Source organism: Bacillus sp. BD59S (assembly GCF_007363175.1).
Classification (GTDB): Bacteria; Bacillota; Bacilli; order Bacillales; family Bacillaceae_G; genus Bacillus_A; species Bacillus_A pacificus.
Genome location: NZ_CP034686.1, coordinates 1,944,447 through 1,970,099, shown reverse-complemented (window position 1 = coordinate 1,970,099; position 25,653 = coordinate 1,944,447). Strand labels below are relative to the sequence as shown.

General features: G+C 34.1%; 24 protein-coding genes, 1 pseudogene and 1 other annotated feature. Of the genes and pseudogenes, 4 read left to right on the top strand and 21 right to left on the bottom strand.

Going from position 1 to position 25,653, the window contains the following annotated elements:
* Nucleotides 1–30: 30 nt before the first annotated feature.
* Nucleotides 31–462 (top strand): GNAT family N-acetyltransferase, encoded by a 432-nt coding sequence (locus EKQ63_RS12205; protein ID WP_071717057.1) that lies wholly within the window; start codon nt 31–33, stop codon nt 460–462.
* Nucleotides 463–491: 29 nt separating this feature from the next.
* A complete protein-coding gene (locus EKQ63_RS12200) occupies nt 492–1,019 on the top strand; it encodes an HAD-IIIA family hydrolase (RefSeq protein ID WP_143881082.1) in 528 nt (175 codons plus the stop codon).
* Nucleotides 1,020–1,075: 56 nt separating this feature from the next.
* Here EKQ63_RS12200 and EKQ63_RS12195 read toward each other — a convergent pair whose 3' ends face one another.
* The 6 genes from EKQ63_RS12195 to EKQ63_RS12170 all read right to left on the bottom strand — a co-directional run bounded on the left by EKQ63_RS12195 (nt 1,076) and on the right by EKQ63_RS12170 (nt 6,486).
* Nucleotides 1,076–1,516 carry a GNAT family N-acetyltransferase gene (locus EKQ63_RS12195; RefSeq protein WP_087952392.1) on the bottom strand — a complete coding sequence of 147 codons (441 nt, stop codon included), beginning with the start codon at nt 1,514–1,516 and terminating at the stop codon, nt 1,076–1,078.
* Nucleotides 1,513–1,986, bottom strand: a complete 474-nt coding sequence (locus EKQ63_RS12190) for an SAM-dependent methyltransferase (protein ID WP_143881081.1) — start codon at nt 1,984–1,986, stop codon at nt 1,513–1,515. The genes EKQ63_RS12195 and EKQ63_RS12190 overlap by 4 nt, the downstream gene beginning before the upstream one ends.
* Nucleotides 1,987–2,073: 87 nt before the next feature.
* Nucleotides 2,074–2,772, bottom strand: coding sequence for an aspartate/glutamate racemase family protein (locus tag EKQ63_RS12185; RefSeq protein ID WP_088327117.1), 699 nt, complete (start codon nt 2,770–2,772; stop codon nt 2,074–2,076).
* Nucleotides 2,773–2,920: 148 nt separating this feature from the next.
* On the bottom strand, nt 2,921–4,123 hold the full coding sequence (gene eutG / locus EKQ63_RS12180) for an alcohol dehydrogenase EutG (protein ID WP_016717364.1): 1,203 nt from the start codon (nt 4,121–4,123) through the stop codon (nt 2,921–2,923).
* 52 nt (nt 4,124–4,175) lie between these two features.
* Entirely contained in the window at nt 4,176–5,615 is a 1,440-nt protein-coding gene (locus tag EKQ63_RS12175) for a GntP family permease (protein ID WP_070805909.1), read from the bottom strand.
* Between the two features lie 205 nt (nt 5,616–5,820).
* Entirely contained in the window at nt 5,821–6,486 is a 666-nt protein-coding gene (locus EKQ63_RS12170) for an HAD family hydrolase (protein ID WP_087952388.1), read from the bottom strand.
* A 195-nt stretch (nt 6,487–6,681) separates the two neighbouring features.
* Between EKQ63_RS12170 and EKQ63_RS12165 the strand changes: the two genes are divergently transcribed.
* Together EKQ63_RS12165 and EKQ63_RS12160 are read left to right on the top strand one after the other, a co-directional pair.
* Nucleotides 6,682–7,479 carry a lipid II flippase Amj family protein gene (locus EKQ63_RS12165; protein ID WP_087994850.1) on the top strand — a complete coding sequence of 266 codons (798 nt, stop codon included), beginning with the start codon at nt 6,682–6,684 and terminating at the stop codon, nt 7,477–7,479.
* Between the two features lie 32 nt (nt 7,480–7,511).
* On the top strand, nt 7,512–8,081 hold the full coding sequence (locus EKQ63_RS12160; protein ID WP_088327136.1) for a nucleotidyltransferase family protein: 570 nt from the start codon (nt 7,512–7,514) through the stop codon (nt 8,079–8,081).
* A 41-nt stretch (nt 8,082–8,122) separates the two neighbouring features.
* Here the strand turns inward: EKQ63_RS12160 and EKQ63_RS12155 are convergent, their stop codons facing one another.
* The 15 genes and pseudogenes from EKQ63_RS12155 to EKQ63_RS12070 form a co-directional block, all read right to left on the bottom strand.
* Nucleotides 8,123–9,037 carry an alpha/beta fold hydrolase gene (locus EKQ63_RS12155; RefSeq protein WP_143881764.1) on the bottom strand — a complete coding sequence of 305 codons (915 nt, stop codon included), beginning with the start codon at nt 9,035–9,037 and terminating at the stop codon, nt 8,123–8,125.
* Nucleotides 9,038–9,074: 37 nt separating this feature from the next.
* Nucleotides 9,075–10,415, bottom strand: coding sequence for a sodium-dependent transporter (locus EKQ63_RS12150; RefSeq protein WP_143881080.1), 1,341 nt, complete (start codon nt 10,413–10,415; stop codon nt 9,075–9,077).
* A 117-nt stretch (nt 10,416–10,532) separates the two neighbouring features.
* Nucleotides 10,533–10,781: a binding site (T-box leader), on the bottom strand.
* A gap of 782 nt (nt 10,782–11,563) precedes the next feature.
* Nucleotides 11,564–12,046 carry an antitoxin YezG family protein gene (locus EKQ63_RS12140; RefSeq protein WP_143881078.1) on the bottom strand — a complete coding sequence of 161 codons (483 nt, stop codon included), beginning with the start codon at nt 12,044–12,046 and terminating at the stop codon, nt 11,564–11,566.
* The gene (locus tag EKQ63_RS12135) at nt 12,039–12,719 is read right to left on the bottom strand and encodes a DNA/RNA non-specific endonuclease (RefSeq protein WP_263053825.1); all 681 of its coding nucleotides are present in this window, start codon (nt 12,717–12,719) and stop codon (nt 12,039–12,041) included. Before EKQ63_RS12135 ends, EKQ63_RS12140 begins: the two co-directional genes overlap by 8 nt.
* A 609-nt stretch (nt 12,720–13,328) precedes the next feature.
* Nucleotides 13,329–13,784: an immunity protein YezG family protein gene (locus EKQ63_RS12125; RefSeq protein WP_088063235.1), complete on the bottom strand. Its 456-nt coding sequence runs from the start codon at nt 13,782–13,784 to the stop codon at nt 13,329–13,331.
* 21 nt (nt 13,785–13,805) lie between these two features.
* On the bottom strand, nt 13,806–14,270 hold the full coding sequence (locus tag EKQ63_RS12120; RefSeq protein WP_143881076.1) for a DNA/RNA non-specific endonuclease: 465 nt from the start codon (nt 14,268–14,270) through the stop codon (nt 13,806–13,808).
* Between the two features lie 96 nt (nt 14,271–14,366).
* Complete coding sequence (locus tag EKQ63_RS12115) at nt 14,367–15,602, bottom strand: IS110 family RNA-guided transposase (RefSeq protein ID WP_143881075.1); 1,236 nt, start codon at nt 15,600–15,602, stop codon at nt 14,367–14,369.
* Between the two features lie 155 nt (nt 15,603–15,757).
* Nucleotides 15,758–16,543, bottom strand: coding sequence for a recombinase family protein (locus EKQ63_RS12110; RefSeq protein ID WP_087952381.1), 786 nt, complete (start codon nt 16,541–16,543; stop codon nt 15,758–15,760).
* A 201-nt stretch (nt 16,544–16,744) separates the two neighbouring features.
* Entirely contained in the window at nt 16,745–16,957 is a 213-nt protein-coding gene (locus tag EKQ63_RS30190) for a hypothetical protein (protein WP_087952379.1), read from the bottom strand.
* Nucleotides 16,958–17,141: 184 nt separating this feature from the next.
* On the bottom strand, nt 17,142–17,954 hold the full coding sequence (gene imm47 / locus EKQ63_RS12095) for an Imm47 family immunity protein (RefSeq protein WP_087952378.1): 813 nt from the start codon (nt 17,952–17,954) through the stop codon (nt 17,142–17,144).
* 4 nt (nt 17,955–17,958) lie between these two features.
* Nucleotides 17,959–19,345, bottom strand: a pseudogene (locus EKQ63_RS12090) (WXG100 family type VII secretion target).
* A 56-nt stretch (nt 19,346–19,401) separates the two neighbouring features.
* Nucleotides 19,402–19,839 (bottom strand): SseB family protein, encoded by a 438-nt coding sequence (locus EKQ63_RS12085; RefSeq protein WP_061402737.1) that lies wholly within the window; start codon nt 19,837–19,839, stop codon nt 19,402–19,404.
* 70 nt (nt 19,840–19,909) lie between these two features.
* The gene (locus EKQ63_RS12080) at nt 19,910–22,594 is read right to left on the bottom strand and encodes a hypothetical protein (protein ID WP_143881074.1); all 2,685 of its coding nucleotides are present in this window, start codon (nt 22,592–22,594) and stop codon (nt 19,910–19,912) included.
* Between the two features lie 23 nt (nt 22,595–22,617).
* Complete coding sequence (locus EKQ63_RS12075) at nt 22,618–25,293, bottom strand: tetratricopeptide repeat protein (protein ID WP_143881073.1); 2,676 nt, start codon at nt 25,291–25,293, stop codon at nt 22,618–22,620.
* 82 nt (nt 25,294–25,375) lie between these two features.
* Entirely contained in the window at nt 25,376–25,648 is a 273-nt protein-coding gene (locus tag EKQ63_RS12070; RefSeq protein WP_000807831.1) for a WXG100 family type VII secretion target, read from the bottom strand.
* Nucleotides 25,649–25,653 lie beyond the last annotated feature (5 nt).

The window sequence follows — 25,653 nt, the reverse complement described above, 5'->3', positions numbered from 1 at the left end:
GTTTGATTACATTTAATTGGAGTGGATAATATGTCTTTTCAAATTCGTGAAGCTACGATAGACGATATAGATGCGCTTTGCTCTTTGACGAAAGAATTAAAAGGTTCCTCTATTTCCTATGAAGATATGAACAACCGGTTGCAATTCGTACAAATGAGCCCTTTTGATTTTTTATATGTTTATGAGGAAGAAGAAACTATATGTGGATTACTTGGGTTTCGTATACGTGAAAATTTAGAAGACGTAACTCGGTACGGGGAAATTTCAATTATTAGCGTTGATTCTACAATACGACGGAAAGGCATTGGGCAAGTATTAATGGATTACGCAGAGCAATTAGCAAAGAAGCATAATTGCATTGGCACATGGCTAGTTAGTGGAACAAAAAGAGTAGAAGCTCATCCTTTTTACAAAAAATTAGGATATGAAGTGAATGGATATCGATTTGTGAAACACTTTTAAACTACTTATAAATAGAAAGGACTAAAACTATGACAAACATCGAAGCTATTTTTATTGATCGTGATGGTACAATTGGCGGTGACACTACAATACATTATCCGGGATCTTTTACATTATTTCCGTTTACAAACGCAGCTTTGCAAAAATTAAAAGCTCAAAATATAAAAATTTTCTCTTTCACAAATCAGCCAGGTATCGCAGACGGGATAGCAACTGTTGCTGATTTCGCACAAGAATTAAAAGGTTTCGGCTTTGATGATATATATGTATGTCCTCACAAACACGGTGATGGTTGTGAATGTCGTAAACCAAGTACAGGTATGCTGCTACAAGCAGCTGAAAAACACGGGCTTGATTTAACACAATGTGCTGTAATTGGTGATCGCTGGACTGATATCGTTGCAGGAGCAAAAGTGAATGCGACAACGATTTTAGTACGAACAGGCGCTGGATACGACGCTTTACATACGTACCGAGACAAGTGGGCACATATTGAACCAAACTACATTGCAGAAAACTTTGAAGATGCGACAAATTGGCTTTTAAGTCAACTATAATGCAAATTAAAAGAGACGCCTTCAAAATGAAAGCGCCTCTTTTAATTTAATATTATTTAAAACGTTAATTCATAATGGAAATAACGATTATCTCTCAAATATCCATTTTCAGCGTATAATCGCTGTGCTGATAAATTATCAATCTCTGTTTGTAATTTTACACCTTTTGCACCATTTTCTAAGGCGAATCCTTTCGCAGCTTCTAATAATTTTTTCCCTGTTCCTGCCCCGCGCTTAGTAGCTTGTACAAATAAATCATTTAAAATCCATAATTCCTTCATCGAAATAGAAGAAAATGATGGATATAATTGTGTAAATCCAATATATTCGCCGTCTTCAACTGCCACGAAAATAACGGATTCCTTTCTCTCGATTCGATTTCGTAAAAATACTTTTGCTCCTTCTAAATCGGAATCTTGTCTATAAAACATACGATAGTTATTAAAAACTGATGCTAGTCCATCTAAATCTGCAATTGTTGCCTCATATATTCTCATTTTACTCCATTCCCCTTCCAATACTGTTTCATTATATCCGTTGCCCATTTAGGCTGTACAATTTCTTCTTTCGGCATAAACTCTTTCATTATTGGCTTTATATCCAATATAGGGGTGCCATCAATAGCATCTAACCCCTGAACAATAATTGATTTACCTTCTCTTTTCATTACCTTCACAATTGTTGCTCCTATACGATTCGGACGATTTTTTCCACGCTGTGCAAAAATACCTACTTTAGGATAATCATGATTATTTCTAGGATATCTAGCAAAATATTGAATTTGTTCATCAGTTACTTTATGAAAATAAAAAACAACTTCAATATGTGAAAAATCTTCAATCCCTTGTATACTTTCTTCTGTATACATTTCAGTTAAAGTAATATAGGATTTTACTTCTCCCCACTCATCATCTTTTATTTCCTTTCTTTCATTATGTACAAATGCGATTGGTTGAACTGAAAACACACGCATTCCCCCTTCAATGTAACCACTTACATTATAAAATATTTTCTGAATGTTTTCCACATACACGAACTAGATTACATAATATAATTATAATCTATTTTGTAAGGCGAAATGGACTGCTTCAACTGCATGTATATAAGTTGTATCGAATATTGGAACTGATACGTCTTCCTGTTTAACTAATAATCCTATTTCTGTACAACCTAATATGATTCCTTGTGCCCCTTCTTGTACTAACTCTTCTATAACTCTCTTATAATACTCTCTAGATTGTGATACTATTTTTCCTAAACACAATTCCGTATATATTACTTCATTTATCTTATCCCTATCCGTTTTCGATGGAACTGTTACTTTTATATGATTTTCTTCAATACGTGACTTATAGAAATCTTGCTCCATTGTATATTTTGTTCCAAGTAAACCAACAGTTTGAATACCTTTTCTTTTAGTTTCTTTCGCAGTTGCATCTGCGATATGTAAGACTGGAATATGAATATTCTCCTTTATTTTCTCAACTACTTTATGCATTGTATTTGTACAAATAATTATAAAATCTGCCCCTGCACTCTGTAACGAATATGCTGCATTCCCTAATACCTCTCCTGCTCCATTCCAATCTCCGTTAGATTGGAACCGTTCAATCTCTTCAAAGTCCACACTATTGATTATACATTTTGCTGAATGTAACCCTCCTAATCTCTTTTTTATTTCTTCATTTATGATTCGATAATATTCAGTAGTTGATTCCCAACTCATACCACCAATTAATCCTATTGTTTTCATAACTACTACACCTACCTCACACTATTTTTATAACCTGATTCAAACATTTTATTATGTATATTATACATAATAAAACAAGACTTTACGTTCAAAATATAAAGTCTTGTTTTAACTATTTCCAAGGAAATTTTATAAGAATATTCTGAAATTAAAACTCTAATGTTTTTATAGAATCTTCATATCGATAATGAAAACATTCTCGATACAACTGTTTAATTTCATCATAGGATGGTACTCGTGGATTATTTGCTGGACTTCCACTTTCAATTGCATCTGATGCCATTTTAGAAATAGCTTTTTCAAATTCAACCTCACCAATTCCGTATTCTTTTAAATTTGGAATACGAAGATCAAAGCAAAGTTTTTTTATTTCCCCGAGCGTGTAATCGGCTACTTCTTCATCACAATAGGAATACATATCTTTATTTAAACAGCGTCCAATTTCTGCTAGTCTTTTTACTGCACTCACTTTTGTATACTCTAAAACTGTAGGTAATAGTATTGCATTTGATATACCATGTGGTACATGAAATAACGCTCCTACTGGTCTTGACATTCCATGAACTAATGTAACAGATGCGTTTGAAAATGCAATTCCAGCTTGTAAGGAAGCAATCATCATCGCTTCTCTTGCCTCCATATTCTCTCCATCTTCATATGCAATACGTAAATATTTCATAATACTTTCAATAGCGGAAAGAGCGAGTACATCTGTAAGTGATTGTGAAACTTTAGAAATATATGCTTCGACTGCATGACATAATGCATCTATCCCTGTTGCTGCTGTAATATGAGGTGGTACAGAACGTGTTAAAATCGGATCAATAATCGCTACTTGCGGGGTAAAACTCGGATGTTTCATCATCATTTTTACATCTGTTCGTTTATTCGTAATTACTGCTACACTTGTTACTTCTGACCCAGTACCCGAAGTTGTTGGAATTGCAATGAGCGGTAGCGGATCATTGTCTATTTCCATATCCTTTTGGACATAATCTTCTACTTCTCCGCCATTTGTATATAACACCGCAACTGCTTTTGCTGCATCAATACAACTTCCACCACCAAGACCGATAATAAAATCACACTTTTCCTCTTTACAAATAGTTAACGCCTCTAACACGTGTATATTTGTAGGCTCAGCATTTACTTTATTATATGTAATAACGGTAATACCTTTTGTATTTAATTGTTGTATACAACTCTCAACATATCCTAAATTCTCCATAATTGTATCAGTTACTATAAAAGCTCTTTTTCCAAACTTCTTGGATTGTTCCCCCAGTTTTTCAAGCGAATTTCTTCCATATAATACAGACTTCGGCATACGAAATTCAGCAACTTCTTGCAAGTACTCCACCTCTTCTTTCCCTAATTAATATTTTCGTCTATAAAATATCTATTTAATAAATTCCTGTTAAAGTATAGAACGCGATAACTAAAAATACAGCAAGCGTTTTCAAAACTGTAATAGCAAATATATCTTTATAAGATTGTTTATGTGTTAACCCAGTTACTGTAAGAATAGTAATGATAGCTCCGTTATGTGGTAATGTATCCATTCCTCCTGATGCCATTGATACGATACGATGCATTACTTCTAACGGAATATCGAATTGATTAGCTGCTGCAATAAACTTATCACCCATTGCACTTAAAACGATTCCCATTCCTCCTGATGCAGAACCTGTAATGCCAGCTAAAATATTCGTCGTGACTGCTCCGTTCACTAGCGGATTGGTAAACGTGGCAGAAATGCCATCTCTCATAATCGCAAAACCTGGAAGTGCTGCGATAACACCACCGAATCCAAACTCAGCTCCTGTATTCATCGTCGCAAGTAGCGCTCCACCAATACTTGTATTCAATCCAGCTTGGAATCCTGTTACTACTCGTTTCCAATATAATAATAACGTTGTTACTATACCTATGATAAGTGCTAATTCTACTGACCAGATTCCAACTACTGCACTTAATTCTACTTTTCCAAATGCTTTCATACCAATTGCAGAAAAATCAAAACCATTCGGATACCACTTCGGTATCATAATAGTAAAAACTTTATTCATTACACCTACTAAAATAAGTGGTATAAAAGCAATTACTTGCTGCGCTCTTGTAATTTCAATATTTTTAACCAGCTGCATATCTTTTTGTTCTGCTTGTAAAGAAGCTGCCATTTCCGTATTCCCATCGTTAAAACCAAAATATCCTTCTCCAGCTGCTTTCGCCTTCTTACGTCTACTCTCTAAATATAGTAAACCTAACGTAAGTACAAAAATTGCCCCTACAATACCAAGTATCGGCGCAGCATAAATGTCTGTTTTAAAAAACGTCGTAGGTATTACGTTTTGAATTTGTGGTGATCCAGGTAGCGCATCCATCGTAAACGTGACCGCTCCAAGAACGATTGTTCCAGGAATTAAACGTTTTGGAATATTCGCTTGTCGAAACAACTTAGCTGCGAACGGATATACAGCAAACACTACTACATACACACTAACACCACTATACGTTAAAATAGCACCCATTAATACAATCGCTAATATTGTACGTTTTTCACCGACTAACTCTATAATTGTCTTTGCAATTGAGTCCGCAATCCCTGACATTTCTACTACTTTCCCAAATATTGCCCCGAGTAAAAATACAGGAAAATATAGTTTAATAAAACCTACCATTTTCTCCATAAAAATATTCGAAAAGAAAGGTAATACAAAACTAGGCTCTGTCAAAAATACCGCAAATAATGCAAATATCGGTGCAAATAAAATAACAGAAAATCCTTTATACGCTACAAACATAAGTAAACTAAGTGCTAATAATATAATAACTAGCTCCAATTATACCCCTCCTTTAAACTGAAAATTCAAACTTTTATTGATAAATTTCTATTAATCCTTTGATTCTGACATCACTCCTCTTATTCATACAAATTTTTCATGCTAAAAATGTCTAATTATACATATTCGATTACATATAAAAAATCCCTTTAAACAAAAACGATTTCATCATCATACGTTATAAAGGGATTATTAGTCTCTATATTTACTTCTTTATCAAACTATTTTCTAAACAAAGATGGTGTAGTTTTTTTACATCCTTTGCGATATGAGTCGCACCAACTTCGGTCAATTCTGTTTCACTACCATAGCCATATAAAACGCCGATTGATGCAATTTCATTATGATTCGCACCAATTATATCGTGCTTTCTATCTCCAATCATAACAATTTCTTCTTTATTAAGTTTTTCATTTGTTTGTAAAATATGAGCAATGATTGCTTCTTTTTTTATTCTCGTACCATCTAAATTACTTCCAATGATATCTTCGAAATATCCCGTTAATTGAAAATGATCTAGCACTTGTTTCGCAAATACAGTAGGCTTTGAAGTTGCTATAAATAAACGATTTCCAGTATCTTTTAATTGTTTTAAAAGATTTGGAATACCCTCGTAAACATTATTCTCCAACAATCCACGTTGCTTTAAATATTCTCTGAAATAAAAAACAGCTCGTTCAACTTCTCCTTCATTCATATTATATCTCTCTACAAATGATTGCTGGATGGGTGGACCAATAAATGAATCTAACTCGCTTATATGTAATTCTTCAATGCCGACCTTTTTTAATGCATACAATACTGAATTTACAATCCCTTCTTTCGGATCCGTTAATGTTCCATCTAAATCAAATAAATATGTTGTGTACACGTTTCAATCCCCCACTCGTTTTAATTTATAAGTAACCTATAACAGATCTCCCCTCTTTCCCTTCTATTATAATACTATCATTATCTTTTTTCTGAAAAATTACTTTTCCTATGTCACATACTTTCAGTTACAAAATGTAATAGATATGATAAAGTAAAAAAGTTACAATTATTTTAATAGAAACTGGTGAAACAAATGGCAATTACGTTAATTTTTATAATGGCTTTCACAATTGTAATCCACGCAGTTGAAACAAGCTCTTATAGTATTCGATTAGCAGGCGTTCGTTTAAAGAAGATCGCTGTTGCATTATCTGTCGTAGGAATTGTATTGCTCATTTCAAGAACGTCAAACTTACTACAAGCCTTTTTACTTGGCGGGATTGTCGATGAAGCAAAACTAGATTCTTCTATTGATTTAGAGAATATTATGCGACTCGTTCTATTATCGGCTTCTGTTGGTACGTTGCTTGCGATTATACTATATCCAACTTTGACAAAACTATTTGGATACGTCATTCAAAATTTTGAAACAGATGGTTCATTCATTCGAATGATGAAGACGAATAACATTCAAAAATTAAAGTACACAAAAAAATATGTACGGTTTCCAAAGTTCGAAATGATTCATAGGCTGCGTATCGGCGGTATTCCAAAACGTATTATGCTTATTAACATGTTTTCTACTGCTATTTATACAGCGGGGGTTCTTTCCGCATTATATGCTTCTTATTTAATTCCAGCTTTCGCAACAAAAGCCACTACAGCTTCTGGTCTTATTAATGGTTTTGCTACTATTTTATTAACAGTGCTATTAGATCCACGTATTGCTCTTTTAACAGAGCGCGCTCTTCAATCAGAAGAAGGTGCTGAAGCAATGAGTAAAATGTATGCTTGGCTAATGATTTCTAGACTTTTTGGTACATTACTAGCTCAACTGTTATTCATACCAGGTGCTTACTGGATTAAATGGATTATAAAGCTTATGAATTAATGCACTCTCTAAAAAAGAAGGTGAGATATCAAATGAAAATACAAACAGAGCAAGATATAGTTCGCTTAATAGAAAACGACGAATGGATGATGAATGTATTACAAATAGCAAAATCACTAGAATTACCTGATTGGTGGATTTGTGCCGGATTTATTCGTTCTAAAATTTGGGATACTTTACATAACTATGAAGCTAAAACGACTATGCCTGATGTTGATGTGATTTATTATGATAGTCTACATAAAGATGAGATATACGAACAATCATTAGAAACGAAATTAATGAATATGGATGCTACTATTCCTTGGTCTGTAAAGAATCAAGCTCGTATGCATGTAGTAAATAATATGCCACCGTATTCTTCTTCTGTTGATGCTATTTCTAAATTCCCTGAAACAGCAACGGCGTTAGGAGTTACATTAGACGAAAAAAACAAAGTTATATTAACAGCTCCGTGCGGCATTGAAGATGTTCTTTCCTTACAAGTGAGACCAACAGCTCATTTTCTGGAATCGAAAGAGCGTATACATATGTACAAAAACAGAGTTATTAAAAAGAACTGGCAAAGTAATTGGCCCAACATTACAATCACATATCCATAAATTAAAAAGGATGCTTCTCATTTATAGAAGCACCCTTTTCTTCATTTCAAAAAATGTATGACTGTTTCTGCGAATCTATCTGCTTCCTCATAATGAGGTGAATGACCGCTCTCTTCAAATACAATATACTTGCCGTTTCGAGCATCTTTATTAAATATTTCAATTTGTTTTTCACACGTTACTACATCATGTTTTCCTACAATTAATAACATTGGATTTTGTACATCTTTTATTTTTCGTAATAATGAAGTATGAAATGCTCCTTCTAATTTTAATTTATCAAAATGAATCTTGGAGCGATTTGAAAATTCTTCCCACTCTTCATCACTATATAAACTCTCGTCTGTCACATCTTCCTTATAATTGTAAAGTTCCATTCTTTTTTCTTCTAATTCATCACTTAATCTTATATAAGCTTCTAACAACTCTTCTGAACTCGCATTGCTAGATGAATAAGCAAAAGACTCTTCTGCTACTTCTTCTTTTCCATACTTTTTTAATAAATACCCTGTCTTTTGCAACAAAGCCCTGCTTGTTAATGCAAAATCAAAAGTTGGCCCTTCAAATATTATTTTCTCAATTGAACTTGGATATATCGACGCATATAGCAATGCTACATATCCACCGAAAGAGTGTCCAATTATAGACCACTTTTCAATTTGTAATGATTTTCTTAATTCCTCACAGTCTTCAATCAAATCATTTAATCCAAAAGCTTCGTCTTCAGTAATTTCTTCTGAGCGACAACCCCCTCTTTGATCTATCATAATTACATATAAAGAATTTTTTAAACGTTCTGCTTGATGAAATGAAAAATCATAGCAACTTTCCCCTGGTCCACCATGCAAGTATAGAACTGGCTTATTTTTAGGATTTCCATGTGTTTCAACGTATAGCTTTTTGCCTCTAATATGCATGTATTTCCCTGCTTCTATCAAATTCCCCTTTATGATCATCACCTTCTTTTTTTACTGAATATTATAACATCTACTGTTAAATAATCCCTATTACATTTAAAAAGACGATAATGATTGCGAGCGGTGCTACAAATCGAAGTAAAAACGCCCAACAAGTAAATACTTTCTTTCCATAATTACCACCTACAAAAAACTCTGCTTCTAATACCTTCTTTTCCATTTTAAATGAAACGAAAATACTAATAAATAGTGCACCAAGTGGCATTAATATATTACTAGATAAGAAGTCTACTGCATCAAAAATATTCTTTCCGAAAATCGTAATATCACTCCATACTCCAAATGATAACGCTGATGGTATACCTACTAAGAAAATGCAGAAACCGATCATCCATGATAACTTTGTTCTTCTTTCTTGTTCGCCATTTGCTAATGCTGAAACAACTGTCTCTAATAGTGAAAATGCCGATGTTAATGTCGCAAATGTAAATAGTGCAAGGAATACTGTTAAGAAAAACCCACCAAATGGAATTTGACTAAATACTGATGGTAATACGATAAATAGTAATCCAGGCCCTTCTGTTGGTTCCATTCCTAATGAAAATACAGCTGGAAAAATAGCAAGACCCGCAAATAATGAAACAAATAAATTCAACCCAACGATTGTTATTGCTGATTTTGGTAAACTTTCTTTTTTATTTAAATAGGAACTATACGTGACCATAATGGAGATCCCGATACTAATCGCAAAGAAAGATTGCCCCATTGCGAACAAAATACTTTCTGAAGTAATCTTTGAGAAGTCTGGTTGTAAGAAAAACTTCACACCTTTCATTGCATTATCAAGTGTTAATGAGCGAACAATAAGAGCGACAAATAAAACGAACAACGCTGGCAACATATATTTACTTGCTTTTTCAATTCCGTTTTGTACACCTTTTGATACAACCCAAATCGTAATGAACATAAAAGCGAAATGTCCCATAATTGCCCAAACGGGATTTCCAATTGTTTCAGTAAATAATGAACCGTAATTTTGTCCTGGAGTAATAAGTTGTCCCGTTACTCCTCTGAATAAATAAATTAACACCCATCCACCTACAACACTATAAAACGAAAGTAGTATAAAACACGTTCCGACGCCAAGGCGTCCAATCCAGTGCCACCCTGTATTTGGTGCAATACTTTTAAATGCGCCAATTGCTTGTTTCTGTGTACTGCGTCCAATCATAAATTCAGCTATAAGTAGTGGTAGTCCAATTAATACTGTAAATAATATAAAAATTAAAAAGAATGCTCCTCCCCCGCTCTTGCCGGCGATATAAGGAAACTTCCATATTGCGCCAAGTCCAATTGCCGATCCGGCTGCAGCCATTATAAAACCTAATTTCGAAGTCCATTGCTCCGTTTGTTTCATCTTATTTTCCTCCCAATTAAATCTTTTTATATAAATAAACAAATTTTATGAACCTATCCAAATAAACCCTCCATTTCTTTTTCTATAAAATAAAAAATGGCTCAGCATCTCTTTATATAAAGAGACGCTAAGCCATTTACTTAACGCGGTACCACCCTTATTGATTCCATTATGAATCCACCTTAGTAGTAATCGTTTGATTACAAACCTAATATCGAAGGTTAACCGTTAAGATTTACTAAGAATGTGATTCTGTTCCACCTTACTGCTCCTAGGCGAGTTCAGGATGTCATTTGACTATGTCACACCAACCCATAGCTCTCTGTACAAATATACGACCTTACTACTCCTATTCAACACATTTTAATATTTAGAATATATTTTCTTTTGAAATTAATATGAAGTATATCTGTTATATTTGTAACTGTCAAGGGATATATTAAAATTTAATGAGAAATCCTTTTTTATTTTTCATTATCCTTCGTCATCAGTACCTTCTTCTTGATCATCGTCATCTTGTTGTTGTGATGACTCCCTTTGTTGAATAGCGTTATTTACCGTTGTAGTAGACATAACTTCACCTCTTATTATATGTATTCTTACATCACCCGTTAAAACGTACTTTACGATGATTTTAAAAAATAATACAATCCCTCTACTATCGTCATACACTGCACATAGCCATTACAATCTATAAAAATTTAACAATTAATGCACTTATAAAATTATTATTCTCTTTTAAACTTTCACGTTATAACACAAAAAAGCACTTGTTGCCTTTCATAGACAATCAAGTGCTTTAAGCTCATATGTTTTTTAAGTAACATTAAATTTATAAGTTTTATAGTAACAATATGACACCTTTTATATATCATGACAACTACTACGTTAAAACTTACAAGTTAGTACGAGTTCGTTAGTTTAATATATATTCCATGTGTTTAGATTCAGCACCCAGTAAAATGTCATCTCACCAAAGCTCGTACCTCTTTTTCTATTCTATCATTGCACATAGTACTCCATGATTGTACAACCATCATGGAGTTTATTCTTCCAAATAGCCATTTCTTTTTCTACCCACTTCTCATATATGCTTATGCATGTTTACGTTAAACCACTACAAGCTTTTATCATATATGGTATTGCACTCAATTTTTTGTATCTTCAAGATTTTTAAGATGCTTTTCTAAGTATTTTTTCCCTGAATTACTTTTAGGCATAAGACCAAGATGTTCATATTCCCAAATAATCATTCTCTCGTGGGAATTTTCATCTGAAAGGTCATCATAATTAAAGTCAATATTAAACTTTCCTGTATTATCAAAAATCATAGTGAAATTTGTCCAAGCTTCTTGATCATTATCAACAAACTCCTTCTTCATTCTCTTAATACAATCTAACAAACGATGCCACTTCTTAAAATATTCTTCTTCTGGGACATTAAAGAGTTCAAAAATACTATGACTGTAAATAGGAGTACTATTCTCTTCAGGGTAGTAATAAAAATATGACTCTTGAGCACCTTCCCCAACCTCACCATACAGATAAACCTTAAACCACTTCTCTGGAATTGTATCAATTACAACCTCTGCTATTTCATTGTATAACTTGCTTAATTTTTCATCATTCATCTAATTTTCCTCCTGGTACATTATCAAAATTCTTTAATCTCCATCTATCTTCATCACCAATTTTATATCTAATAACAAAACTGTCTGGACGTTTTGAATTCCCGCTATAATTCGGCGTTATTTTCACCCTAACTTTATCACCATCATTAAGAGCATTAGCCCATTCATTCTCTAGTTTTTTCCATTCTCCTCTGTTTAAGTTACTATTCATTGGAACTAAATTATCCATATTACCAGAGCCTTTAAATATAGTTGCAATTAAATGTCCGCCGTCATCATCATCCAAACGGTCATTCCCACCTACCACTCTCTGAGCGTAGTTATTCCGCTTACCATCACCTAATTGAAGGCTACCCTCGCAACTTGCAACACGCCCTTGACTATCTGTTGTATATGTATATCCTTCTTTACTTGTATACTCAACATTTGGCTTTAATATCTTTTTACGTTTTTCCCTAGCATATTGTTCTCCATAGTTTACTTTTGCAGGTCCTTCACCCGTACCCTTAACAACCTTACTCTCCATATACTGATAAGCCTCTTTCAGAGAATACTGTCCTCCTCCTGAGACATTTCCTACTCCAGCCATGGCGAAGCCTTTTCCCTCGCCTGGGATCCATTTGTATTCCAGTAATGTTTTTACTGCGTGCTGGATCTTTTCATTCCCCTGCAAGAAGGTTGTTTTTACGGTTGTGGCACCTTTGTTCCATAGACTTCCGATTTTGTCGGCAAATCCTTTTGCTGTGGAGGCTACAAAGTTTACACCTTCTGTTACTTTGTGGTTGGCTGTTTTTATGCCATCGACAGCTGCTTTTTAGTACCTATTTTTCACTTTTTATAATCTCAAGCTAATATTAACTTTATCTTTATTATATATCATTTTTATACTGAGACGAAAAAAGCACTTGTTGCCTTTAATTTACAAACAAGCGCTTTAAGTTCATATGTTTTTAAGTAGCATAAATTTGTAAATCCTGCAGTAAAAGTATGAAACCTTTTGTATGTCATAAAAACTACTACGTTAAAACTTACGAGTTTGTACGAGTTCATTAGTTTCATATACATTCCATGTATTTATATTTATCGCCATATAAAATGTCATCTCGTCTAAGCTCGTACTTCTTTTTCTATTCTATCATTGCACATAGTACTCCATAACATGTTTTAAATTAATTACAGCAATACTTTGTCACTCCTGTATGCAAATGCTATTATACAAATAGATGCTAAAACTTTCATGCGTTATTAATTCAGTTTAAATATATCTATTACTATAAATTTTTTAAAGTTTATTATTTTTCACTTCCTCAAACCACTCATCAGCAATATGGCTAGCTGTTTTAACTTCATCATTCGTATATACTAAATCATACTTATATTGAGCTTTAAACTTGCCACTATGAACATCATATATCAATTTCATCTCAGTTGGCATGTCACGCTCATATTCTTTGCATAATTCTTCAATTTTCTCAATATCTTCACATATAATGCGTAATACCATAGACTGTCTTTTAGTAGAAACATCATATCTTTCGTCTTCATCTTCCAATGCATCATTTACTTTATGACGTTCTACATACTTATTGTTAATGCAATAAAAGAAACTTCCCGAAATAATTCCTTCCTCACGCGAAGCATAAACGTACACCTTATCCGCCCTATCTTCAACATATTCCATACATATAGATATCATATCTGCTTGCAATTCACTAAATTTATCTTCAAATTCTTTCATACTACTTTTTCACTCCTTAAATCAATTTTTAATAACTCTGAAGTCCGCCTTACCATCAATCGAGTAATTAACTATAAATTCCTTTGGACGCATATCATTGCCATGATAAATTATTTCAACATCAACTGTTACTTCTTTAGGCGGTTTTTCTTTCAAAGCTGCAGCCCATTCATTTTCAATTTTCTTATACTGCTTCATATTAACATCAGATAATTGCGAAACTAAATTGTCAATTTTAGGTGATCCTCCAAATCTATCACCAGCCAAATGTCCTGCGTGATCTTGCCCTTTTACTTTTCCTAGTGTATTTTTGCTATGTGATAATCTCTTCTCTCTTTCAGTTAATTGTAACTTATCTGTTTCAAATTTTTCAATTCTCCCAAGATTATCTGTTTCGTAAAAGTAATCATACTCTCCCGTTTTATACCTAATATCAGGCTTTAACCTATTTTTTCTTCCATTTGTAAACTGTTTCCCTTTGTCCACAAATGTTTTAACTTCACTTACAGTACTACCTTTACCCGTACCCTATGTTGTAATCTTAAACTCTCACAATAAAAAAACAAACCATATAAAACCTTATTAAACTACTTCCTTCTCTTGTACTACCGGCAATTCATATGCTGTTTTATGTTTCATCATTCCATAAACAATGTTTACAAGCCTTCTCATAATACATACCAATGCTTGTCCTTTTGTTTTGCCTTCTTTTAGTTTCTTTTGATAGTATGCATGAAACACCGGATTCCGTGGCGTCTTACTTCCTTTTGCTACTTGTACTTGCTGTACTGCCAAATTATAAAATAAAGCGTGTAACGCCCTGTTTCCTTGTTTGCTCTTATGTACTTTACCTTTCCCACCAGAACCAAAGTAAACAGGCGCAATCCCCGCAAATCGTGCTAATTTGTTGGCATTCGGAAATCGCCTTACATCTCCAATTTCTGCTATTAATGCTGATGCCGTCACAAGTTCTATTCCCGGCATCGTCTCTAATTGATAATCTAGTAGATTTACTAGCTGTTTTAATTCTCTTTCGATGTATTTCATTTCCTGCTTTTTAAATGCAATGTCCCTCGCAATACTTCTTACTAAAAAGTCTCGTGTCTCTTGATACTCTTTCATTGTTTGTCCATCTTCTTTTACAAGTTTTAATATGTCGCTTGCTTTCTTTACTGAACATGTATTGTTGCTAACATCCAATAAAAAAGCTGTTAATTGCTTTATATTTGCCCCCTCTAAACAAGAGGGTGACGGATATTGCTGCCAAAACGCTAATGCTGTTTTTCCATCTAACTCTGAGAAAAACTTTTTATAACTTGGATAATGGTGGTTTAATTGAATATGTAATTGGTTCTTTAATGCACTTTGTGCTTTTACTAATGCATTCCTTCTTGAAACCAATTGTTGTATCGACCAAAATAAATCGTTTGGCTTTGCATCTGGCAATTGATTAAATTTGTTTACCAATATGCGTGTCACACATTCCGCATCCCAACTATCATTTTTTTGTATCATCACTTGGCTCTTTCGTTCTAAAAATGATAAAGCTGGATTTACTTCTTTCACTACTTGTTCATGATCTACTAAATATTTCGCTAACGCTCTTCCGTAACCACCAACATCTTCTAAACCAAATACAACTGATATACCATCACTCACATATGTCTCTACTTCTAATAAAAACTTTGAAAATGCAGATGGTTTATTATCAAATTGTATTTCTCCTAATTTCTCTTGCCAACAATTAATAATAACAGCCGTATGCTGCTCCTTATGTAAATCTACTCCTACATACAAGTAGTTTTGTCTATTATGCATAACTCATCCCTCTATTCAATGATTTAGTCATATATAAAAATGTCGGCAACCTTAGTTCGAGCGTTCATCTTCCGATGCGCATAGGTACGCAAGCCTATCCATTTTCATCACTCTAGTAGTATGTATAGTAAAATGAGCTAATTTTTTAAGTGAGTTTATAAAATAATTGCTGGATGTTTCCCATTTGTCTGTATTTGACCATATGTGTATATCCCTCGATAAAAGCTCTCCCGGTCTAACATGCGTTTCACTTGTACTTTCGTAAACCGTTTCCCTTTCTCTGTACGATAGCCTTCTGCATTCAGTCGTCCTGCCAATTGAGTCAGCGACCACTGCCTAAAAAAGTGTCGTAACTCAAATAGTCTACGTACAACCACTGCTTTTTCTGCATCTACTTCTAACACTTTTTGTCCTTTCTTGACTGTGTAACCAAACATCACACCGCCACCCGCATATCCACCTTGTTCCGCCTTCTTCTTTCTGCCTCTACTCAGCTTCAATGCAATTTCGAGACGTTGATATTGGTCTAGTAGTTCTAACATGCCATTTACTAAAAAATCATTTGGGTCCTGTGTATATATACTGTAATTGGATTGATCAATTGCTTTCACATCAACCTCATGTTTCTTTAGTTCTCGTTGTATTAACACTTTTGCCATATCAGAGCGCCATAACCGAGATGTATTTAGTACAATCACGTGGCTCACTTGTTGATACGCCAAATCTGACAATAATTCTTGTAAGCCTTCACGTTCAATTGTTAATCCATCTTCATCTACTGTCGCTCCGCTTAACCCTTTATCTTCGTATATGTGGAGCAATTGTAGTTTATTTTCAGTGCAGTACCGTTCAATTTCTTCTACTTGATACGTTAGGCTATACCCTTCACGCACTTGTCCTTCTGTTGAAACTCGTACATAACCAACAACTTTCTCCCCCATATCAAACTCCCTCCCGTTACAGCAATTAAAGTCCCTGTAACGTCTACCCATTTTTTGCGGATAACATGTGCATAACGTCCATCCGTTAAAACGTACTTTACGATGATTTCAAAAAATAACACAAGCTTTTATTTTCCCCTCTACTATCGTCATACACTGTTCACAGCCATTACAATCTATAAAAATTAACAATTAATGCACTTATAAAATTATAATGCGCCTACTAATTTCTATCCTTAAACGCAAAAAAGCACTCATTGCCTTTAGTCGACAATCAAGTGCTTTAAGTTCATATGTTTTTAAGTAGCATAAATTTGTAAGTTTTGTAGTAACAGTATGACACCTTTTACATGTCATGACAACTACTACGTTAAAACTTACGAGTTTGTACGAGTTCGTTAGTTTCGTATACATTCCGTGTGTTTATATTCATCCCCCAGTAAAATGTCATCTCGCCTAAGATCGTACCTCGTTTTCTTATTCTATCATTGCACATAGTACTCTATGATGGTACAACCATCATGAAGTATGTATTTTCAAACACACTATTATTTTTTCCTATCCACTTCACATATATTTTGTTTTCCATAGATTATAGTTAAAGCTTATATCCGTAAAAATATTTTTGTCCCTTTTCCCAGTTTTCACTTGAAAGTTCGTTTATATAGTCAATAAAATCTTTATAATTACTTGCACTAATAATAGTGTTGTAATCCGCAGGTACTCTTTTACCAGTCCAAATTGATAATAAAGATGGTATTAATTCCATTTTTAATTGCTCCTCATTATTAGCAGCAATCATAACCCGCTGAATCAATTTTTTAGCTAAGTCTCCAGGAAAAGCTAAATTCTGTTGAAAATAATAACTATTTGTATCCTTCTCCTGACAATACTTAAAATAAAAATTTCCAATTTCATCTATAGTTGCATCTTCACCAATTTGATCTTCAAAATTAATAAAGGAATCAATAGAGTCTCTTATAATAGTAGCTGTATCACTGAATTCCTCCCACTCTTCAAGTAAAGCCAATAAATATGGAATTACCTCAAGAGAAAGTGAGGTTGTGGCTGCTGATGCAAAAGTGTCTACTGTTTCTTCAGTTACCTCACTAAGAAAACGGAGATTATTTGAATCCCTTAAGTCTTCATGTGTTGCGACAGATAAAAATACTCTAATACATAAATTCAGAACCGCTTCATCTTTAGTCTGATTCATTAATTGAACTAATAGTGGTTTTTGAGTAAAATCCCCCGTTTTAAATAATTCTATTAAGTTAAATAAAACTTCCGTTTCTGTTAAAGATTTTAAAATTTTTTCTTTTATTTCCGATTTAGCTAAAATTGTTTTTTCTCCAAACCATATACTATTCATAAGATTTCTCGTTTCTCCCATAAATGCACCTACTTTCATTAAATTATCTCTTTCCATTTTCTCGTTGCCATTTCAGAACTTTATTTTGAAAAACAGTAACCTCAGTATGTTGTGGATTATTACCAAATACAATAATCCCATTTTCATTCTCATGTATTTTTAGTACCTTAGCATTTTCTTTACCATAACCCATTTCATGATAAAAATCCAAATTCAAATCATCAATTTGCTCTCGACGAATAGTCGATTCTCCTGTATTCTTTATATTTGAACTTACATTCTCTCCCCCAAAAGATAAACCTTGTACATGGTGACCTTTTTCAAGTTCCCCTCTTCTAACCAACGCTTGATAGTCTGCTCTTGCTTCCTTTAGTTCTTTCCCCTTTACTATTGTAGATTCATCAGGATTAGGATACCAATCAGGGTTAGTTTCGTGTAATTTTTTTGCCTCATCATAATAAGGTCCATAAACATCCTTACTCGAAGAATTATTACCCGTACCCTTAACAACCTTACTCGCCATATACTGATAAGCCTCTTTCAGAGAATACTGTCCTCCTCCTGAGACATTTCCTACTCCAGCCATGGCGAAGCCTTTTCCCTCGCCTGGGATCCATTTGTATTCCAGTAATGTTTTTACTGCGTGTTACTGCGTGCTGGATCTTTTCATTCCCCTGCAAGAAGGTTGTTTTTACGGTTGTGGCACCTTTGTTCCATAGACTTCCGATTTTGTCGGCAAATCCTTTTGCTGTGGAGGCTACAAAGTTTACACCCTCTTTTACTTTGTGGCTGGCTGTTTTTATGCCATCGACAGCTGCTTTTCCAGCTTTTCCGGCTACCATTGTTACGCCTTCGCCTAATTTTTTTCCCGCTTTTACAATCGTCTTCCCAAAACTAGAAGCGACATACTTTATTCCTTTTCCAGCAAGACTTGCCACTTTTCCAACAGGAACAAAGTTTAGGAGCGTCCATCCTGCGGCAATGAGTCTTTCTTTTGTTGATAATTCTTTTCCTGTAATAGGGTCTTTACCGGTAACTGCACGAATTGCATCATTTACTCCGATGAATTCAGCTGCTCCTTCTATTCCCTTTTCCCACCATGATTTTTCATTTTTCTTTTCTTTTTTATGGGCTTCTTTCAATTTTTCATTTTGTTTCTTTTGATATTCTTCATCAGCTTGACGAAACTTTTGAGCGATACGCCGTAATTCTTTTTCTGTAACTTGTAAGTTACGTATGTAAGATTCCATGAGTCTCATTGATCTCATATATTCCCCATAAAAATGTTGACTCGTTGCTCCTTGCCATTGCATTTGAATACTAAACATAGATTGATTGAGATTTTGTTGTATGGTCTGGCTGTGTGTTTGCATCTCTGATATGTTTTTGGCAATTTGTTCGAGTTGTTCAGGTTTGACCTTAATTTCCAAACCTTCTCCCACCTTCCTCTATTTTATACCAAAAAGAAATAGAACTGCATCAATTTTTACTTATTCCCTTTAGAAAAAATATCAAAGATACTGTTATCACAAATCGCTTCAATTTCTTCCTTTACAAATAGTTTTTGAAATTTTGTTCCTGGGTTTAATATTACATTTGCCTCTAAATCTATCGTCTTTAATAATTCAACTGCATTCATAGAGACATACGGACATTCTTCTGGAATAACCATTTCTAAATGTTTCAAATCAGAATACAGTGGTAACATTAATCCTTCTTCCATTTCAAAATAATGAATTTGCAATTGTGTATTTTCAGTTGAAATCAAATTTCCTTCTTCATCTACAGTTGTATCGCCCTCTACCGAAGCAACAACGTACAAATTTGATTTCTGTAATATCTCATAAAAACGAACTCTTTTTTCTTCATTCTGTAAAGCCTCCACTAACGCCTCATCTAATGGACAAATTTCTAGTAAACTCATTGAATTTCACTCCTTATGCGAAATAATTTCGCCATCTTACTCAAAATAAGATGGCGAATATTAAATCTAATTATTTTTTAACGTTCATAGATTTAATTGTTTCTACATTCTCTTTTGCTTGTTTCGTTATTTCTCCATTAATAGCATTTGCATATTTATCACGACTTAAAAATTCAAAACATTTATATGCATTATTCATGTCAGTTGCGGACATATATCCTGCACCTTTATTCAACATTTTTAGAGCTACCGTATTCATCCATTCTTTTGCATCTGCTTCTGGATATCCTAATTCCATAGAACGATAAGTTAATTCAATTGCTGAAGCTAAATCTTCAATCGTATCTTTATTACCGCTTACCTTTGCAGCTTCAAATGTACTCAAATACTCAATTGCCGCTTTTACCCCGTCTTTAATTCCTAATTCTTCGATACCTGGTGTTTTATATAAAATTTGATAGTTGTTTAACGCTGATTTATATTGCGTTTTTTCTAACTGTTTTGCTTCTTTAATTACAAGACCAGCAACATTAGAAAATCCTGTTTTGTCAACAACACCGCGTGAAGCTGCTTGACCATAATAATGTAAAGCATTATAAAGGCTCGTTTGTCCTTCTTTATTTGCTTCATCACCTGCTAATTGCACAAGCTGAATTCCCTCCATTTTTTTGGATGCATTATCAATCATATTCATACCACTAATTTGACCAATCGTTTTATCAATATCTTTTAACTGTGCAAGTAATGTGTATGATGGTAATAATGTTTTACCTACTTCACTTTGCCATCCTGTCGTTCCATTTATTTTATTCCATTCATTTTCTGTATCTATCCATAATTTATTCGCATAATTAACCATTTCTTCTCTTGAACGTTCCAATGGGTGCTTTGTACGAATTGCATTTGCAATGTTTAATACCGCTGTATAATATTCTCCATTATTTGCAGCATCGTTTGCTTTTCTTTCAAACATTAGCGGCATTAATAATTTATGAGATTCATCTTGAACAGATTTTTCTACTCTTGCCGTATTTGCTAATAAATTCGCTTTATTTATAGCATCTTCGACTTTAGAATTAGAATCTTTAATTTGTCCACGAAGTCCCTCTACAGCCGCACTAAATTGCTGTTCTAATTTTTCTTTTTGTTCTCCTGTTGCACCGTCAATATACTTATTTGCTAATAGTAAAGCATTTTCATATTGTGGATTCGCTGGATTTAAATAGGTTTCTATTTGCTCGATTTCTTGACTAAATGGTTCAGATTTCACTTGTGCTTTTTGAGTACTTGAATCGATATTACTTGTTTTCTCGTTATTTTTGTCACCTTCAGTCTTTGCATCTTTTTGGTTTTTCTCAATTGCTGTACTTGTTACCTCATTTTCTTCTGTAACTACTTTTTCTTCATTACTACTAGTATTTTCTTTTACCGGTCTTGCATTTTCTTTTGTTTTAGTTGTAGACTGCACTACTGAGGTTTGGATATTAAGTTTCTGTAATTCTTCTTGTAATAGCTTGTTGAAAATCTCTTCTACATCTTGATTCGCTTTTTCTACTAATGCAGGATCTACACTTTCAAATACTGATGTAACTAAATAAAATTTACTTAATGCTTGTTCTAAAGATGCTACATCCCCTGTATTTGACCACTCTCTTTTTTCTTTTGTTGCTGTTTGATAAACTTTTTCTGCTACAGATTTAATATAATCCTTCTTATTTTCACCTAAATATCTTTGTAGCTCTTCTGGAGTGGTAACCGATTCATTCAGTACGTTCATTTGATTACGTAAATAGAATAGCGCTCTCTCATTTGAATATTCACCACTTGTAAGAATTTGTTCTACATTATCTAATGCTAACTTATGTTCTGCTATCGATTTTGATTTTGATGGTGTATTCAATTGGCTAACGAGCGTCCAGTCTTCTTTTTTACTATAGTAGTTCGTTAAATTATTTAATGCATTTTCATCTAGTTCTTTTTGACTCGTATAAAAATCATTAAAGAAAACAGATGAGTAATATTTTCCATTTCCAGCGTACCACTCAACTAAAATGTCACCCGTTTTTGGTGATACTGTAATTGTTGGGTGTGTTGGTTCTGGATCTGGATCTGGTTTTGGATCTGGTTTTGGATCTGGTTTTGGATCTGGTTTTGGATCTGGTTTTGGATCTGGTTTTGGATCTGGCTTTGGATCTGGCTTTGGATCCGGCTTTGGATCCGGCGTTGTGTCTGGTTTTATATCCGGTTTTGCATCTGATTTTATACCAGTCTCTAGCTTTTGCCCATCACCTTCTTGTACATTTGGTTGCTGTTTATTATCATTCGACTTTCCCGGTTCCGCCACAGGTCCCCCCATATTAGATGGCAAATCTAACTTTTGTGGAGTCGGTGCATCTGATAATTTGATTTGTGGATCTTTCTTTTCCACCGATACTTCATCTGGTTTATACGTCACTGGTGTAATTGGTGATTTATTATTCCCAATTAAGTCTGCTAAATTAATAGTTGGTTTTTCGCCGGGTTTTTCATCTTTTTTTGCAGGATCAGCGACTAAATTTGGGAACATAGACTGTAAATCGCCCCCCGTAATACGATCATCTTTTTTCTCTTCTGTATTACTTGCTAGTTTTACTTGTTCTTTTCCTGCTGTCTTAAAGCCTTTGTCATACACAAGATATCCTGATGTTCCTAGTAATGCTACCGACATTACTGATATAGCGACTTTTTTCCCTAAGTTATTATTGTTTTCCTCCATGTCCTTTTCCCCTTTTCCTATCTTTATTGAATCCAACCGTTTGTTTTCATTTCTGTTAGCTTTTCTTGCGCGGCTTTTACTTCAGATTCATTTTCATTTGCTTGCACTGTTTTTCTTAAGAAACGACTTGCTTCCTCGTATTTTTTCTGTTTAATTTTAAACATCCCGAATGCAAAATTTACATGCGGATTTTCATCGTTTTGTGCGTATGCTTCTGTGAAAAGCTTCTCTGCTTCATTTCCTTGTCCCACTTTATCGTATAAAATCCCTATATTTACAAGCGTATTTATGTCGCGTGTTCCACTGCTGACAACTCTATTGTAAGCTTCTAACGCTTGCTGATATGCAGCAGTACTCTTTGCACCATCTCGCGTTTCATAAAATTGACCCGCTTCGTAATACACAATTCCAAGTTGATTTAACAACTCAATATTTTTCACATCTTTTTGAATCGCTACTTGTAAAATGTGAGATGCTTGTTGATAATTCATTTCTTTCTTCGCACTATCAATTAAATTTGTTTTATTCCAAAGCACATATAAATTTGAAAGTTCAATTGTATATATCGGATTCTTTGAATCTTGCATAATCGCTTCTTTAAAGAAAGATTCTGCTTTGTCTAACTGTACTGTTGCGGTTGATAGTTGACCTTTTAAATACGAAACAATTGCCTTATCCTCATTTGTTTTCGTACTCATTTTGACAATAACATCTTCCGCTTTTTCAAATTCTTTCATTTTCATATGACTTACAGCTAAATCTCGCATTGCATCTTTTTTGTATGGTTCAATTCCCTTTGCATTATTCGCTAGCGCTTGTTCAAAATTTTGCACTGCTTCTTGATATTTCCCAATTCGGAAATTCGCTGAGGCTAATAGATAAGCAGCTTCATTATTTTCTTTATCTATTTCTCTATCTTTTATTAGCTTTGTAATATAATCGATTGCAATTTTATTTTTTCCTTCAGCAACGTAAATCGTTGCTAATTGGAGATAAGCCTCGTCTTTACCCTTCACAACAATTGCCTGTCCAACAGCTTCTTCTGCTTTTGTATATTTTTTATCAGCATAAGCTTGTCGTGCTTGTTCCATAAACTTTTGATATTTCGCGTTTGTTGTATAGAAATAAAACAACGTCGAACCACCTATTACAACAACTGCAGTTGAGCCAATAATCAAAATTCGCTTCTTATTCTTTTTCCACCATGTAGAAAAAGCCGATGGTTCACTTTGTTCATGCGCTATTGTAAGTGGTTGATTTGATGCTTTTGCATTTAAAATCTCATCATCTATATCATATTCCACTTGTTTTTTCGTTTGTTTCCGGCTCTGTAGAATACTGTTTGGAACTGTAATTGTAGCTGCCACTTCTTGCTGCGACTCTGTTCCTTGCTCTTCTTCTATCTCTTTAATAATGCTTGCAATTTCCTGTTTTAACGCCTGATCAATGTTTGGAAATTGTACGATTCGTGAATAGACGAAACAAGCAAATGCTGCATTGTTTTCTCGTTCCAATTCAGTAGCTAATTCCAAATAATGTTGTAGGACCATTTTATTATTTATTTCAGGCTCTTGACTCTCCATAGTTTGAATGATATATGCGAGTTCTTTTTGCAGAGCTGTTGATGGATTGAGTGAATTGAAAATTATTTTATATTCATATAATGCCGCTTGTTTAAATCCTCTCTCTTCTAATAATCTTGCAATTTCCAAACATTTTGATACAAAAAGAGAGTGTTCTTCTGCTGACTGCCTTTCCGCATCAATTTTTATTCTTTCTCTCACGCTATTAAATACATCGTACCACTGTGCAAAGCTTGGGCATTCTGCGAAAGAATTACTACTCCATGCCTGCTTAAATAATTTTGCAATTTCCTCGTTCCATTGATTATGTAATACTTGTTGAAGTAACGTATATCTTTCACATTCTGTCTGCATTTCTTCCGTTTTAAAGTAACTTGCATCCGTCCATTTTTTATTTCGAACCTCTTCACTACACCAACTTAATATTTCTCCTAATAAAATAGCACCAGCAAATCGATCGGCTTCTTTTTGCCATACTCCACTTGTCAAATACTTTGGTGCGTAACCCGCTGAACCTGCTGGCAATAATGAAGGTCTTTTCGTTTTTGGGCCATACATTTGCTCAACGTCAACGAGTTCGATATAGTGTTGGCCTTCAATTGGATTTTCACTTAAGAAAGGTATGAGTATGTTGCTAGACGATAAATCATTATGAGCAACTTCATTTTCCTCCATCATTTTAAGTGTTGTAAGAAATGCTTCTGCAATAAAGAAGCATTGTTCTTTTGATAACATTCGTTGTTCTTGTAAAATATCAGCCCAAGTTGGACCTTCAATCCAAGGCATTACAATACTATTAGCAAGATCTTCTGATTTTTCGATAGCAGATGTATGTTCTTCTTTAGTAACGATATAGCGTGAACATACTTTCAGACCCACTAAGGAAGAAAGTGGCTTCAAAAATGCTAGTTGATGTTTTTCCTCACGATAGCGTTCCTTAAAAACTTTTAATGCAATTCGTTCTACACCATTTTCCTGTTGTAATTGATAAACGGTTCCTTGCCTTCCCTCTTGGCCATAGGGCATTTCAATACCAATTACAGCTGGGTGTTTCTCAAAACGATAAACATCTTTATTAAGACTAATTTTTTCTCCTACTTCTGGTCGGAATCCCATTTTATCCCCTTACTCTCGTATAACAATTTTTCAAAAAAAGACCAGGAACAATAGCTCCTGGTCTTTTGCAATTGTTCTATTCTTAGTATGCGTTATCTGTGTTACGGAATTTATCAGCGATACGTTTTAAATCTGTTGAAATACCTTCTAAAATTGGAATGTATTGTTGCATTGCTTGTTTAGATTGGATAAATTCTCCACGGAACTTCGCTTGTGTTGCCCCAGCCCATTGTCCTTCTAAACTATTAATATCGCCTTCAAGTCTATTAATTTGACTTTGTGCTTCTCCTGCTGCGTTTTTAAAGTTTCCTGCGATTCTTTCCAGTTCTTCTGGTGTGATTTTAATTTCTGCCATCTTAA